This is a genomic window from Paraburkholderia kirstenboschensis, from assembly GCF_032806925.1.
Lineage (GTDB): Bacteria > Pseudomonadota > Gammaproteobacteria > Burkholderiales > Burkholderiaceae > Paraburkholderia > Paraburkholderia kirstenboschensis.
In genome coordinates this window covers 607,586-622,895 of the sequence record NZ_CP136511.1, presented here as the reverse complement: position 1 = coordinate 622,895, position 15,310 = coordinate 607,586, and the positions used below count along the sequence as shown (strand labels likewise).

Sequence of the window (15,310 nt, the reverse complement as noted above, 5' to 3'; positions counted from 1 at the left end):
TGGAATGGACACCGCCCTCCCTCCGGGGAATTGGGCCGATAGAGGGCCTCCAGGACCGAACGGCATCAATGTGCCAAAGTGGGAGTTGCGACACAACCACTTAAGGAACGGAGGCCCCAGATGAATGCTACGACATACGGACTCGATATTGCAAAGCGGGTGTTCCAGATGTACTGGGTCGACGCCCAAACTGGCGAGATCGCGAATCGGAAGTTCGGACGCGACGATTTAATTGCATTTCTGGCGCAGCGCCCCGCTGGTCGCGTCGCCCTCGAAGCTTGCGGAAGTGCTCACTGGTGGGCGCGCAAGATTCGCGCGCTCGGACACGAGGTGGTGCTATTACACGCCCAATTCATTCGACCTTTCGTGCAAACGAACAAGACTGACGCGGCGGACGCCCGGGCAATCTGGACTGCGGTGCAGCAACCCGGCATGCGCACAGTTGCCGCCAAGACAGAGGATCAGCAAGTGATGCTAAGCCTTCATCGTATGCGCTCGTTGCTCGTCAAGTTTCGAACGATGCAGATAAATCAGCTGCGTGGGTTGCTGTATGAATTCGGCGTTACGTTTCGCGCAGGACGCGTAGCAGGACTCGACGAGATCAGGGAGCGCATGGCAGAACTCGAAGACACCCTGCCAAGATCGATACTTCTTAACCTTCTCGAACAATTGCGTCGCATCAACCTGTTTGAGGAGGACATCGATCAACTTGAGAAGCGGATTGGCGCCTGGCAGAAACACGAAGCGGCATGTCGTGCGATCTCCGAAGTGCCGGGTATCGGCCGCCTGACTGCAACGGCGTTGGTAGCTACAATTGGAGATGCGAAGACATTCAGGTCGGGGCGCGAGTTCGCTGCGTTTCTGGGACTTGTTCCTCGTCAGAATGGTACCGGAGGAAAGATACGGCTGGGCTCGATCTCCCGACGTGGCGACCCATACTTGCGTACGTTGCTGATACATGGGGCGCGTTCTGTTCTGTGTCACACCAAGGTACCAACCGCATGGCAAAAGGCAATACAGGTGCGACGTCCAGCAAATGTAGCAACAGTGGCCATGGCGAACAAAATGGCACGAATCGCTTGGGCGATCCTCGCTCACGGGACTTCGTATGAAGCGCATCATGTGAGCAACAGACCTGCATAACAGGACGAGCACTTTGAATCGTTGTGGAACTGGTAGGTTGCTAAGGTTGATTTCAATGTGATGGCGAGACAGGTCGGACCGCAGGAACGCAAACCTGAACACAGTCTTGTGCTTCAAGCACGTGACCGAGATGAGGACGTTCCTGGCGAATTCCATCAGGGCCCGCAGCTTCGGCTTGCAAAAGGCCGCATATAAGACCGCAGCCGATACCTTGTTCACGTATCACAAAGGATCAACTTGGCAAACCGGGCGGTGTCCATATAAGGCTGTGTGAAAACACGCGTTGAATGTGGTCTTCAAAAAAAATCGACCCGTCAGATCGCGCTGTATTGGCCTAGCAGTGCGTAGGGAAGGGTAAAGCGACACCCGAAAACCGAGTACTTTGGCGTTTTCACACGCCCTCGACCCGGAGGCGCCAATGGCGTTTTACTTTTGAACGACCGTTGTTCGGTCCAGGACGGCCGCTCAGGCCAGCGCTGCCAAACCAGTGGGGAGTCTATCGAGTAAACGGGAATATCTTCCTTCGGCTCCAGATAGCCGCCACGGTTCGCCAGCGCGAATGTCTGTTGCCTCCTATCGGGTCGCACCGTGGTAACGGACACCGCGGAAGCGTCCAGCCGTGAACCCTCCGTCGCCGGCGTAATCCGGAAAGCGGGCGGTACCCATCCTCGAAAATGGAAACGGTAAACACACCGGACAGGGCGAAAATCTTCTGGATCTCGTCTTCATGAGCATGGTCGTCGCGATTATGTGCGTGGCCGTGATTACCCGGGAGCCACCCGCTTTCAAAGGGCACTTCGACTCGTTATTCGATATCCCATCCGTGGCACCGTCTCTATCATGTGCTCACGGCCGACCTGGCGCAGTATTGCCCGTATGTTGTAAACCTGCACATCTATCATGCGCGGCATCACCGCCCCCTCTTCATCCCAGACGCTTTTCACGATAGTTTCGCGCGACAGGACCTCGTCCGCATGTTTTATTAGAAGTCGCAACAATTTGAACTCGGTGGGGTCATGTCAAAATCAGTCCGTTTGTCGGAATCCATCTGGAAAATGCTGTGAGTATTAGGGTCTAGCGATAGCCCATCAAAAACAAGAACCGGATCCGGTGCCGACACAGGCCGTGGACGTAAAATCGCTCTAACCCGGGCGAAGAGCTCGGCCGGAGAAACGGGTGTCGTAACATAGTCGTCGGCACCCGCCGCGAGGGTGCGGATGCAGTCGTCTTCGTCGCCTGCGGGAGCGATGACAATAACGGGAAGGCGTTGGGTACGGATTGAGAAACGAAGCGCTTTCAGAGCGGAACGACGTCCCAGTTTGTGTTTGCCGCAGGCCACTATCAACGCATCAGGCAAAGGGTCATTTTGCAACATCGTTATTGCCGCATCCAGATCGAACGCAATCTCGACGTGGAAGCCGCAGCTAACGGCACTTTTCCACAGGACTTCCGCCGATTCCAGGCGCTCTTCGACAAGAATAATACGCCCACTCATTCTGTTTTTCCTGCGGAAAAGAAATTTCGCATTACCGCACTGCACATAGGGCGAAGTGCGTTCATTTTTCCACATAGCGACGGAAAGGGGCTGTCAGGACCCTTTCCGTCGCTATGTACCTTTCCGGCTGTCCCGCTGCCGACGAACAGGTTCGCCTTCGTCACCAGAACATCGTATCAAGAGGCGGTTTGTGGCGGAACGGCCGCAGTTTCTGATTGAGCAAAACGAGGTGACGCTTCAGCCGACTGAACCGGGGCATGCCGGTAAGGAATGCATTCCCAGCGGTGAATTTTGAGGCGTCAGCGCAGCAATCTTCACAATGGCGGCGCACAATAGCGCACCCTATCCTTTTTTTGAATTGACATCAGATAAACAGATCAATGGCCGCCGTGGCACTCATCGCAATTTGCTCCGTCGCGCACGCGAGTCCAGTGTCCGATACCAACAACGCGTTTCTCACCGGAAAATTATTTCGAGGAGGAAGTCAATCACTACGTACCGCGTACGTAATTGGCGTGCTCGATGGCTTTTCCTATGCTCCGGCCTTTGGCGCGCCAGACACTGAAATCGAGAAGCTTCAGCGCTGCCTCGGAACAATGCATGCTGATGCGCGACAGGTCCAGCACAATCATCGATAAATACCTTGATGCGCACCCCGACTCGTGGAGCGAGAAGATGCAACCGATTGTCCTGCGCGCAATGCGGCAGGCTTGCGCGACTAGTGGGACCGCGATCGACTGAAAGCCTGCGATTGCGACGCCCTCGTGCGAGGGGTGCACATCTCAGCGATTCCTCTCAATCCTTGCTGCACAAGGGTTCCAGCCAATTCGGTCCATTCAGGGATTACTTGCGAACGCTCCCGTAGCCGTCATCGAGCGTCTTCATGAACGCAATGATGTCGTTGATGTCCTCATCTGTCATCGCAGGCTTGTCGCCAAACTTGCGGTCAAACGGGGCATCCGCAACGTCGACATTCGAATGGTATTTTTCAGGCAGATCGTCATACACCAGGACTTTGCCCGCCGCGTCATGTGGGTAGATTTTCTCCGGGCTCGTGTTGCGCAGGTTATAGAAATCCATGACCTGCTTGAGGTTGTGGTACACGCCATTGTGGAAGAACGTACCGCGGCTTGCCGCGTTACGCAGCGTCGGCGTCAGGAACATGCCGCAATACTGCGTGTCCTTCGCCATGTCGGTCCGGAACGGGCCACAAATGCCCATATCATAGAACTTGGAATCTTTATTCCGCACAAGTTCGTGATTGCGTGGGACGCCGAGCGCCTCATACTGTGTGTCCGTAAATAGCGGCGGAAGACCGTCAGACGTTGGTTGACTCAGGTGGCAGCCTGCGCAATTCGCTTTGTCTTTGTCGTTGAACAGGCGCAGGCCCCGTAGTTCGGTTTGTGTAAGGCGGGCATGTCCTTCGAGCCAGGCGTCATATTTGCTCGAGAATCGATGAAACGCCGGATCTTCGAACTGATACCTGCCAATCGCGAACATGGCCTCCGACACAAGCAGGTTTGGGTCGCTGACGACGCGCGTACCGAAGAGCTGCTCGATCATACCGATGTACTTGGAGTGCATGAGCTTGTCAGCGACCGCCGCCACGTTCGGGTTCGCCATTTCGACTGGGTCCGTCAGCGGTCCGATCGCCTGATCCTGAAGCGTGCTTGCGCGGCCGTCCCAGAAGAATCCGCCTTGCGGCACCATGGCCGGCGCGGCAGGTGCGACGCCTGCGTTTTTCTGGGCGCGTTGCACACCTTGTACGGCGGATGCAAGTACGTCGAGGCTGACCGGTGCGGTGTCTGTCTCCCCCTGGTCGGGACCGATGCTGAATGGAGCCTGGCGATACAGGTAGGCAAGCGACGGCGCCGGCCGATAGCCTTCGTCCGTCATGTGAGGACCGCCAAGCTGTACCGAAAGATCGTTGGGTGGTCCGAAAGCGCGTGCGGCGCTGTGGCACGACGCGCACGACTGTTTGCCCGACGCCGAAAGCGACGGGTCATTGAACAGGTCTCTACCGAGCACGGCCGCCGCGCTAAGGGGCGCGACTGGGGGACGCAAGAGCTTGACCGGGTGGGCGTTCGCGCCCGTCAAGTCCTCAACCCTGTCACCGATCGCCGTGGGCATACGTTCGCGGTAGACCAGCGCATAGCCGACTACGACGGCGCATGCCAGCACGATGCACAAAAGTATCCACAGGATCCGGCGGCGCATCTTGCGGCTCGCAGCGTCGGCCGACGGGCCGCTTCCGGTGGGTAGTTGCGAAGGCAACGTGGCATTCGAAGGAAGATTCATGAAGATAGCTGTAGCAAATCTGAACTGCAAATAAGCAAGTCGAGCCACCGTACCAGCTGGCTCGACGCCTTTACTGACTGTCTGTTATCAATCCCGTTCATCGAACGTCACGCCGCAGGATTGACCAGCAGGCTCCCTGCGGCATGACAGACAAACTAGGCGTGTCAGTCTTAGTTAGTTCATCGCCGGCGCGGAGGACAGCTTGGTGCCAGCGTTCGTGTCGAGAAACACCGCGGGCGTCTTGCCACCATTCGTGAAGTCGAACAGCGAATTGAGGCTGCCCGTCGCCGCATCGTGCGATCCGCCACCGATGCGCGTGCCGCCGAGCCAGTTGTCTTCGATGAACTTGACAACAGAGGCTTGCGTAATCAGCGTATGGTCGACGAAGTTGCTACGGGCATACGGCGAGATCACGATGAACGGAACACGCGTGCCCGGACCGCAACGGCCGTTCACAGCAGCGCCCGTCACGCCGACGCCCTGAGTTGCGCCCGCTGCGTTACAGGTACCTACGCCATTCAGCTGATCGGCAGTCGGGTCGAACGATGAAGTCGTCGGCGTCGTGTAAGCATGGTCGTACCAGCCATCCGAATCGTCGTAGGTGATGACGATGGCGGTGTTCTTCCAGTCCGGCTGTTGCTCCAGGAAGTTGACGACCTTCGTGTAGAACGCCTGCTCGTCAATCGGATCCGAGTTGCCCGGGTGCCCGTCGCCGACGGCCGGTGCCTTCAGATAGCTGACCGACGGGTAGTTACCTGACGAGACAGCCGCGAAGAAGTCGTTGATGTCGTACTGATGGTGAACCGGCTTGGCCGTCGAATCGAGCGGATCTGTCTGCCCAATCAGCGCGGTCGACGTCGGGCGGGTGTGCGCCAGGTTGGCCGTCGTCGCATAGTACTGGAACCAGTTGTGGTGAGGTATGTAGTCCACCTTCGTTGCCCCGAGGACCGACGAGAACGTGCTGCGCTGGCATGACGTCGTGCCGTTCGGATTCGTGGCGGACAGGTCGAAGCCACCCATGAAGCCGCCCCACGTGATGTTCTTCGCATTGAGCAGGTCACCGATGTTCTTGTTGTTCGCGGACATCGTGACACTGGTCGTCGCCGAGCACAGGTCGCCTGTCGGATCCGAGTCACCATTGACCGTGAAGCCGCCGGCGCCGTCGGCGATGACGTTGTCGCCTTGCGCGGCGCCGGTCGAGGAAACACCGCCGTTCGTTTGGCCCGAGACGACTTCAAGCGCACCCGGCGTCGACGGTCCGTACGTGCCCGTGTACATGTTGTCGCTCATCGCGAAGTTCTGGGCGTAGTTCCAGAGCGCCGTGACCGTGTTGCCGTCGAAGTAACCCATTACGAGACCCGGCGTACCGAATGTCGAACCGCTACCGGCACCGTTGTTACCCGTAAACTTGGGGAACAGGTCCGCCGCGCCATTATTGTAGGCGAGCTGTTCGTTGCGATAGTCGTGCGACTGGCCGTTCGTGTTGGCCTGGCTGCGGTCGAGGCGAAACGGGTTCTTGCCGCTACCTGCGGAAAACGCGTTGTTAGCCGTGTTCAGGAAGTTCGGGTTGCTCGTCAGAAGCGATTTCTGATTCAGGGTGTTGATCTGGGTCGGCGTATTCGCCGCCGCTGTGAACGCGGGCTCACCGGCCGGGTTCTGCGCGTTCGGGTAGGTGCCGAAGTAGTGATCAAAGGAACGATTTTCACCGAAGATCACGACCAGATGCTTGATCGGCGTTGCAGTGGTCAGCGCGTCCTGCGCGGACATGCTAACGGCCGGCGCAGAGGCGGCCGGGGCAGAGGCAGAAGAGCTGCCATTGTTGCTTCCGCATGCGCTCAGCACAAACAGTGCGGCGGCAAGCGGAATGGGCAAAAGGGTTCTGTGAAACATCAGGGGACTCCACATTCGCTATCCAGCCCTTCCATCGATACGTGCGGACGGTGCTGGAAATTGTTGTTAGAAAAGCGACGGCCAAGCTGTTGGATAAAGCCGGCGAATTGGACCACTAAAGAGTGAAAGTTTTCGGGCAATTTACTAACCATCGCCTTTCATTGGCGCAGAGATACTGCTTTAAGCGGCATCCCGATTCAAAAGCGCGGCGCCTGAACAGCTGCTCAAGGCATGACCGCAAGGTCGTCGCCATATGCAGCCAGCAGAACAAGCTTTCGAACTTCGCAGGCGAACGGCCGATGCTGGCTGTACTTCGGTCGATCGCAGCAAGGCTGTGACTGTCTCCTGATGGCCGATTCTGTTTGCAAGGACTTCCCCCGAAAGTCAAGATCGGGGTGAGATTGGTTGGCGCTGGCAAATGCGCGGCGCCAATGTTGCTGGTGGTCCAGTTGGTTGGGCGGTCATATCACTTCTCCGTTGTCAGTTAAGGCTCGCGCTTCGAAGCAATACCAGGAACAGGCTGCGTCTTTGCAAACGGCCTTGTTGCCCGAGATGTATCGGGCGGGCCACGATATGAGCCGCACAGGAGAACCCTATTTGAAAACCGGCGAACAGGCATGAGCTACCAGGCCCCATGCGGTAATGACTCGCCAACAGAATCGTCGGGTTCTTCTCCCGTTCGGTCCGACCTCGTCTTGCTATCGCGTCGAGCAGTAGCTGACTTTCAGGCTAACCGGGTCATGCTGTAGCGGATGGTAACGGCGGATGCATGGGATGGCGTTGCCACGCATCGGCGTCGTAATGTTCGCCCTTCGCGAGCATCGCGCACAGCATCTGGGCATGCTTGTTGGCAATTGCAATCAACGTCTTGTGATAGCCCTTGCGTTCATGAAGCTGTCTGATCCATCGTTGTAGCCGGCTTGCGTGCGTGGGGTCCGCACGCAACGCCGACTGCAACGTACTTCGGGCGCCCTGAACAAGCAGCGTGCGCAGATAGACGTTGCCGCGCAGGCTGATATGTCCCAGCCGGGTCTTGCCGCCTGAGCTGTGCTGCCGTGGTGTCAGGCCGAGCCAGGCGCCGAACTGCCGCCCATTTCTGAAGACCTTCGCATCGGGCACCGTGGCGGCCAGCGCACTCGATGTTACCGGACCGATGCCGAGCAGTTCGCCGGCGCGTTTGGCGACATCGCTGTTTCTGGCGTGAGTGGCGATCTGCTGGTCGCAGCGAGCAAGCCTCAGGTTCAGCGCGACCAGTTGTTCGCGCACCTCGAGCAACATAGCACGCACCGGGTTAGGCAGTCTGGCTTCTTCGATCAGTGTGGGCAACGCGCCCAGAAAGCGATCGGCTGAACGTGCAATCACCACGCCAAATTCAGCCAGCAATCCGCGCGTGCGATTAAGCAGCGAGGTACGTTCTTCCTGCCAGCCCTGACGTACGCTGTGCCAGGCGAGAATCGCCTGCTGGTCGACGGACTTGATTGCTACAAAGCGCATGGTTGGCTGCCGTGCGGCAATAGCGATTGCTTCAGCATCGGCTGCATCGTTCTTGCCGCCGGGCCGGAACGGTTTGACGAATTCGGGTGGAATAAGGCGAGCGATATGACCGCGGGCGGCAAACCAGCGGCCCCAGTGGTGAGAGGAACCACAGGCTTCCATTGCAACGCGACAGGGAGACAACTGTTCGGCCCATCGCATGAACGCCTCGCGTCGCAGCACGCGCCGCTGCAACACGGCACCGGTAGCATCAAGCACGCAGACCGCGAACACATCCTTTGCCAGGTCGACGCCGACAGTAGTAAGCTGGTCCATGACTTCCCCCTCCTGTTCCGATTGATGGATGGCACCTCAATCATGGCACTTGATGCCTGCGACTTCAGCGTCGCACCGGGACGGGGAAGTCCCTCACATTTGAAAAAGTCGCCGTCGATGCGGAATGTTGAGTATCCTGGGAGACATCAAGCGACGGGAGTGAATCGTCATGATGGGTCAACTGGATAGCGGACAGGACAAGCTCTTCTACTCGTTCAACCTCGACAACCACGTCCCGCAATCGCACCTGTTAAGAGGCATCGACCACTTCCATGATCTACGAGATCTACGCCAGTACCTTGCACCGTTCTACAGCCCGATGGATCGTCCATCGATTGACCCGGAACTCATGGTCCGCATGTTGATCGTGGGTTATTGCTTTGGCGTCCGGTCCCAACGACGTCTATGTGAAGAGGTCCATTTGAATCTCGCATACCGGTGGTTCTGCCGACTGGGCTTGGAGGATGCCGTACCAGAGCATTCGACGTTCTCAAAGAATCGTCACGGGCGGTTTCGCGATAGCGACCTCTTGCGTCACGTGTTCGAGTCTGTGCTGAGTCGCTGTATGGATGAGGGGCTCGTCAAGGGCGAAGGATTCGCAATTGACGCAAGCATCATCAAGGCGGACGCGAGTCCTGCGAACGGAGTCCCGGGAACAGAGCCTATCGACTGGGGACGTGCCGATGGACAGAGCCGCGCAGTACGGGAATATCTTGAAGCACTGGAACAAACCAATCCAACGGCAGAAGATATATCCGAGCCGGTAGCGTCTTCGACGCCTCCAAAGAAAATATCGCTGAGCGATCCTGCCGCACGGTGGACTGCCGCTCCTGGTGGCACAGCTTTCTTTGCATACTCGACCAATTACCTGATTGACCTGCAGGCGGGCATCATTATGGATGTTGAGGCGACACCGGCCAATCGGGCACAGGAAGTTGAATCAACCAGAACAATGATTGATCGTGTTGAACGTCAACGGGACAGACACCTCGCAAGCTGGTCGGTGGGTCGGCGACACCGCCTACGGCACGGCGGCGTTGCTTGGCTGGATGGTTGAGGAGAAACACATTGAGCCACACGTTTTGGTCTGGGATAAAACGATGCGAGAGGATAATACGTTCTCCCGTAGCGAGTTTATCTGGAATGAAGAGGCCAACGAGTATCGCTGTCCTGCAGGGAACCCACTACGCAGCGACTGGCGTCCAATGAAGAATCCGCGCACGCACATCACGAAAGCCGACACTATCGTGTATCGATCGAGCGAAAAGAATTGCGACCGTTGTTCGATGAAGAATCAATGCTGCCCAAATATGGCGTTTCGCAAAATCACGCGCAGCATCCATGAAGCCGCTCGCGATGAGGCTCGACGCATCGCGGTGACCTCCGAATACAAACAGTCTCGCAGACAGCGCAAGAGGGTGGAAATGCTCTTTGCTCACCTTAAGCGCATCTTGAAACTGGATCGTCTGCGACTGCGTGGTCCAAGTGGCGCCCATGATGAGTTCCTGATGGCAGCGACCGCGCAAAATCTTCGAAGAATGGCCAAGTCGCTTATGCCAGGAAGCAAACAGATGAACCAGGCAGTTGCATGAAGAGCAACGGGGATCGTTGCCTCGTTCAGTTTGCCGCTTTGCCGAGCGGAACAATTCGAAAACGTAGCGCCAACTTCTGCGCCCTCGACCAAAACACGACTTTTTCAAATGTGAGGGACTTCCCCGTCCCGGTGCGACGCTGAAGTCGCGGGCATCAAGTGCCATGATTGAGGTGCCATCCATCAATCGGAACAGGAGGGGGAAGTCATGGACCAGCTTACTACTGTCGGCATCGACCTGGCAAAGGACATCTTCGCGGTCTGCGTGCTTGATGCTACCGGTGCCGTATTGCAGCGACGCGTGCTGCGACGTGAAGCGTTCATGCGGTGGGCTGAGCAACTGCCTCGGTGCCGTGTCGCAATGGAGGCCTGCGGCTCCTCTCACCATTGGGGGCGCTGGTTTTCCGCCCGCGGACATATCGCTCGCCTCATTCCACTGAATTCGTCAAACCGTTCCGGCGCGGCGGCAAGAACGACGCAGCCGATGCTGAAGCAATCGCTGTTGCGGCCCGGCAGCCAACCATGCGCTTTGTAGCAATCAAGTCTGTCGACCAGCAGGCCATTCTCGCCTGGCACAGCGTACGTCAGGGCTGGCAGGAGGAACGTACCTCGCTGCTCAATCGCACGCGTGGATTGCTGGCTGAATTTGGCGTGGTGATTGCACGTTCAGCCGATCGCTTTCTGGGCGCGTTGCCTACACTGATCGAAGACGCCAGACTGCCTGACCCGGTGCGTGCCATGTTGCTCGAGGTGCGCGAACAGCTGGTCGCGCTGAACCTGAGGCTCGCCCGCTGCGACCAGCAGATCGCCACTCACGCCAGAGACAGCGATGTCGCCAAACGCGCCGGCGAACTGCTCGGCGTCGGTCCGGTAACATCGAGTGCGCTGGCCGCAACAGTGCCCGATGCGAAGGTCTTCAGAAATGGGCGGCAGTTCGGCGCCTGGCTCGGGCTGACACCACGGCAGCACAGTTCGGGTGGCAAGACCCGGCTGGGACATATCAGCCTGCGCGGCAACGTCTATCTGCGCACGCTGCTTGTTCAGGGCGCCCGAAGTACGTTGCAGTCGGCGTTGCGTGCGGACCCCACGCACGCAAGCCGGCTACAACGGTGGATCAGACAGCTCCATGAACGCAAGGGCTATCACAAGACGTTGATTGCGATTGCCAACAAGCATGCCCGGATGTTGTGGGCGATGCTCGCGAAGGACGAACATTACGACGCCGATGCGTGGCAACGCCATCCGATGCATCCGCCGTTCCCATCCGCCACAGCATGACCCGGTTAGCCTGAAACTCAACTACTGCTCGACGCGATAGCAAGACGAGGTCGGACCGAACGGGAGAAGAACCCGACGATTCTGTTGGCGAGTCATTACCGCATGGGGCCCGGTAGCTCATGCCTGTTCGCCGGTTTTCAAATAGGGTTCTCCTGTGCGGCTCATATCGTGGCCCGCCCGATACATCTCGGGCAACAAGGCCGTTTGCAAAGACGCAGTCTGTTCCTGGTATTGCTTCGGAGCGCGAGCCTGAGCCTGAGCTGAGAAAGGAGAAGTGTCATGGCTGCCCAACCAACTGGACCACCAGCAACATTGGCGCCGCGCATTTGCCAGCGCCAACCAATCTCACCCCGATCTTGACTTTCGGGGGAAGTCCTTGCAAACAGAATCGGCCGATTGTCGTCCGATGAGCGCGTGAGCCGCGGCCGCGTAAGTCGGCCGATGCTAGAATGGGAAGTTGCCTGTGCAACAGGTTTGCTACAGTAAAGGTAGAAGCCTATATCTGACAGGCGTTGCTCCTGTCATTCCAGCCCCTGAACTATCGCCGCCCGAGGAGACTCGGCAAAGTGGCTACGAACGGCTCAGTTCGACCCTTTTGGCGGCAAAGTTGCAGGTCGATTGCCAGACGGATGGCATCGGGGTGTTGAGGGTCGTGTAGCGGCTAGCTCGTTTTCAATTCGCGTTCGCAAGCCGCGCAGATTTTCCAGACGATTGGCGAACGATAATCCATTCGCCAGCCGTCCGTGAACAGTTTGGCAAGCCCAGCCGAATCAGCGAAGGGGGGAGTCTGGCAAAATCCAGTGCGGTTTTTTGCGACAAGGCCTCGAGGCGCACGCCCTGCAGCCAGGCAGCTTCTGCCCCATTGCTGTGAAACCAGATATTCAGCAGTTCCACGTAATGATCGGTTCGCAGCCACCCGCCCGTACGCGCTAGAGCGACCAGTTGCCCCACTACCAGATAGCAAAGCAGTCCGGCGCGGGCTTCGTCGTCAAGATTGCTAGAACTGGTCATCTGTCGTGGCTTGATTGGTCATCTGTCGAGCCGTGTTCGCCTGAACGCGTGTGCAGTTCACATTCCACTGACTTCGATCCGACTGAGATGCGACTAGGGTAAGCGAGCGAGCAGAGACGGCTAACGTTCCGCTGATGCCCTAAGACGGGGGTTTCGCGTGCCACATTTCTGATACAGCAACGAATGCGCAGGTTTCCAAAATTACCCAGGATCAACGCGGGCGCCAGCACAGCGACAGCTTTGTTACAAAACGGTTTGCTGCAGTGCACCCTCGGGTTTGCCCGGTTGTCGTGGAGGAACGCGCAGCATAGCCTTCGTAATGATTTGGTAATAATTTATTCGCAGGTTGCCGGGTAAGCCAGCCGCTCTCGCGCTCTGCGCAATACGCACAGGTTTCACGACTGCGCTCCACACGCTGGCGTGTCAAACGATGCTCCGAATGACGACTGAAGTGTTGTGCGCTGTTCTCGCCAGCGCAGCTTCGACAAGCCTCGATTGAAGCGTGCGGTTTGACACAGCCGACATGGCCGCCGACGGTGGTCCTGCCCGGTGTGAGCATAGGTCGTGATGATTCCGGTGCGGCTCGGTCGGTTCCCCGCACGACCTTATTTTGATGGTCGAGCGCCGACGCACGCGTTCCGCGACGACGCAAAGTAGCCCTTTTGATGCAAACCCAAGGTTGATCTAGATGAACTCCGCTTACTCCTCGGCCGAAAGCGCGCATCAGCTGTTTCATCGTCGCCCGTATCTGGCTGCTGCTGCGATAGCACTGACATTGTCTTCGTGCGGGGGTGGTTGGGACTGTCTGGACGAGGGCACTTGCTATACGGTCGGTGGCAGCCTTTCCGGGCTTCTCGCCAACAGTTCGGTTACCCTTCAAGACAACGGCACCGACAATCTGACGCTGAGCAACAACGGAGGATTTTCGTTTAACAACACGGTGGACAGCTCCCGCAACTTTAGCGTCACGGTTCTAACCCAGCCGGTCGGGCAGTCATGCACGATCTACCACCAGGATGGAAGCGGCTACGGCCCGGCCGACGCAAATGTTAACGTCATCTGTACTCCGAACAGTCATACCCTGGGTGGCACCCTGAATGGCCTCGCACCGGGTACGACCATCACGCTGCAAAACAACGGCGCGAATTCCCTCGCTCTCGCAGCTAACGGCAGTTTCAACTTTCCCACGAAGGTGCGATACGGTGATGTTTATTCGGTTACGGTCTCGGCGCAACCGATCCCACCAACGCGGACGTGCGTAGTGACGAACGGCACCGGCACCGTCCCGGACGGCGACATCTCCAACGTGAGTGTGACATGTCAATAGCGCTGCGCTGATGCAAACGTCCAATCGTGTTGATTGCACGCAGCGCGTCGCTGGCGAGCAACACTGACGGCCACCTCGGCGACCTGGAATGTGCCCTTCTTTGTCGGCCGCAATCGTTACCGCCCTTACCGGCACGGATGGCCTCTCACCGTTGCGCTCCTTATCCTTGCATGCAGCGGGCGACCGTGTCGAAATCAGCAACCGAAGTTCAACTTTCCCAGGGATCGCAGGAAGAACCGTTACAGCAGGCACGACATGGCACATGAGCGATGCGAACAATGCGGCAACCCGACGCCGCCCTGGGACACCATCCACTGCGGCTCCGGCGATGGTAGCTATGAATTGCTCTGCACTTCGTGCTTCAATGCCACGATTGCCGAGTCCACCGGATTCACCGGTTTTGAGAACGTCCTGGACCCCATCCGGATGATTGACTGCAAAGGGGAGTCGCACCGGTTCCATTTCCAGCTCCGGCTCCTGGGCGACCGGCTTGCACTGGATGCCTTTGAGCTTCGCGGAGAACTTCGAGCCGGCTACCGGTTCCAGCTCATCGGCGAACCTGACGACGACGTGTTCGCGCTGCTCGGGCGTCTCGTCGAAAAGATGCGTCGCGCACTGTCGGTCAGGCACATCGATTTTCATGAACGCCAGATCATCGACGGCACGGTGCGTGGGCGTATCGAATGGGACGAGTCGCAGGCAGGACAATTGGCACTCGTGGTGGTCGACGGCAAGGAGGTCTCGTGGAACGATCTTGGGCGAATGCTCATGAGCATGGAAGGTTGGCAGTTCCGGCTCGATATCGCTGATCCGAGCGAAGAGCTTTGAGTTGTGACGCCGACGCCGCGAGATGGGCGGTTAACCTTGGCCCCGAAACGGGATGCCAACCCGGCCGCTCGAACGTTGCAACCCTATCGGAGGAGAGCCATGGTCGCAGTCAGCCGCGACGATCTTGCTATGGCCTTTGACTTCGTCAGCCACGCGGGGCCAATGGAGCATAACGCGTACATCTCGCTCGATACGGGCAAGGTCTGGTGGACCTCCGATTCCAATGAAACGTTTGACGAGGAGATCCCTGACGACCTTGAAACTTCGGATCGCTACCTCGCCATACCGCATAAGAACGAGCTTGATCTCGGAAGACGTCTCGCCTTGCGCTTTGTCGCACAGGAGTTGCCTGCACGTTACGAGCAGGTCGAAGGATTTTTCCGGCGGCAAGGGGCCTATGCGCGTTTCAAGGAATTGCTGGAGCGCGAAGGCGTTCTGGAGCGCTGGTATTCGTTTGAAGCTGATGCGGTCGACAGCGCGCTGAGGAAATGGTGTGCCGAAAACGGGCTTGAGGTCGTTGAGCCCTGACGGGCGCTATCAGTTTTCCCAACGCCAGGCAGGTGTGCTCCCTTCGGTGGTCCATGCCGATCGAGACGGCCTCCCATGCGCGTGCCGGACGTGCCGTCACGAATTTCGCCGA

At 58.0% G+C, this 15,310-nt stretch carries 11 protein-coding genes and 2 pseudogenes; 6 read left to right on the top strand and 7 right to left on the bottom strand.

Annotated elements, in window-relative coordinates; all coding sequences use genetic code 11:
• Window positions 1-120: 120 nt before the first annotated feature.
• On the top strand, window positions 121-1,143 hold the full coding sequence (locus tag RW095_RS03145) for an IS110 family RNA-guided transposase (RefSeq protein WP_317016202.1): 1,023 nt from the start codon (window positions 121-123) through the stop codon (window positions 1,141-1,143).
• 785 nt (window positions 1,144-1,928) lie between these two features.
• Here the strand turns inward: RW095_RS03145 and RW095_RS41200 are convergent.
• The 6 genes from RW095_RS41200 to RW095_RS03120 form a co-directional block, all read right to left on the bottom strand.
• Window positions 1,929-2,138, bottom strand: a complete 210-nt coding sequence (locus RW095_RS41200; RefSeq protein ID WP_394365066.1) for a winged helix-turn-helix domain-containing protein — start codon at window positions 2,136-2,138, stop codon at window positions 1,929-1,931.
• Window positions 2,126-2,638 (bottom strand): response regulator transcription factor, encoded by a 513-nt coding sequence (locus tag RW095_RS03140; RefSeq protein WP_317016373.1) that lies wholly within the window; start codon window positions 2,636-2,638, stop codon window positions 2,126-2,128. Before RW095_RS03140 ends, RW095_RS41200 begins: the two co-directional genes overlap by 13 nt.
• Before the next feature lie 491 nt (window positions 2,639-3,129).
• Window positions 3,130-3,270, bottom strand: coding sequence for a hypothetical protein (locus RW095_RS03135; RefSeq protein WP_317016372.1), 141 nt, complete (start codon window positions 3,268-3,270; stop codon window positions 3,130-3,132).
• Window positions 3,271-3,481: 211 nt separating this feature from the next.
• Window positions 3,482-4,936, bottom strand: a complete 1,455-nt coding sequence (locus RW095_RS03130) for a cytochrome-c peroxidase (protein ID WP_317016370.1) — start codon at window positions 4,934-4,936, stop codon at window positions 3,482-3,484.
• Between the two features lie 174 nt (window positions 4,937-5,110).
• Window positions 5,111-6,826, bottom strand: coding sequence for a phospholipase C (locus tag RW095_RS03125; RefSeq protein ID WP_317016369.1), 1,716 nt, complete (start codon window positions 6,824-6,826; stop codon window positions 5,111-5,113).
• A 738-nt stretch (window positions 6,827-7,564) separates the two neighbouring features.
• The gene (locus tag RW095_RS03120) at window positions 7,565-8,635 is read right to left on the bottom strand and encodes an IS110 family RNA-guided transposase (protein ID WP_317016367.1); all 1,071 of its coding nucleotides are present in this window, start codon (window positions 8,633-8,635) and stop codon (window positions 7,565-7,567) included.
• A 169-nt stretch (window positions 8,636-8,804) separates the two neighbouring features.
• Between RW095_RS03120 and RW095_RS03115 the strand changes: the two are divergent.
• Window positions 8,805-10,227: pseudogene (locus RW095_RS03115) on the top strand (IS1182 family transposase).
• Window positions 10,228-10,434: 207 nt separating this feature from the next.
• Window positions 10,435-11,504, top strand: a pseudogene (locus RW095_RS03110) (IS110 family transposase).
• Window positions 11,505-12,176: 672 nt separating this feature from the next.
• On the opposite strand, the gene RW095_RS03105 reads toward RW095_RS03110, so the two are convergent.
• On the bottom strand, window positions 12,177-12,515 hold the full coding sequence (locus RW095_RS03105; RefSeq protein ID WP_317016366.1) for a hypothetical protein: 339 nt from the start codon (window positions 12,513-12,515) through the stop codon (window positions 12,177-12,179).
• Window positions 12,516-13,203: 688 nt separating this feature from the next.
• Here RW095_RS03105 and RW095_RS03100 point away from each other — a divergent pair.
• The 3 genes from RW095_RS03100 to RW095_RS03090 all read left to right on the top strand — a co-directional run bounded on the left by RW095_RS03100 (window position 13,204) and on the right by RW095_RS03090 (window position 15,198).
• Complete coding sequence (locus RW095_RS03100) at window positions 13,204-13,842, top strand: hypothetical protein (protein WP_317016365.1); 639 nt, start codon at window positions 13,204-13,206, stop codon at window positions 13,840-13,842.
• Window positions 13,843-14,097: 255 nt separating this feature from the next.
• Window positions 14,098-14,670, top strand: a complete 573-nt coding sequence (locus tag RW095_RS03095) for a DUF7686 domain-containing protein (RefSeq protein ID WP_317016364.1) — start codon at window positions 14,098-14,100, stop codon at window positions 14,668-14,670.
• A 99-nt stretch (window positions 14,671-14,769) separates the two neighbouring features.
• A complete protein-coding gene (locus RW095_RS03090) occupies window positions 14,770-15,198 on the top strand; it encodes a UPF0158 family protein (RefSeq protein WP_317016363.1) in 429 nt (142 codons plus the stop codon).
• Window positions 15,199-15,310 lie beyond the last annotated feature (112 nt).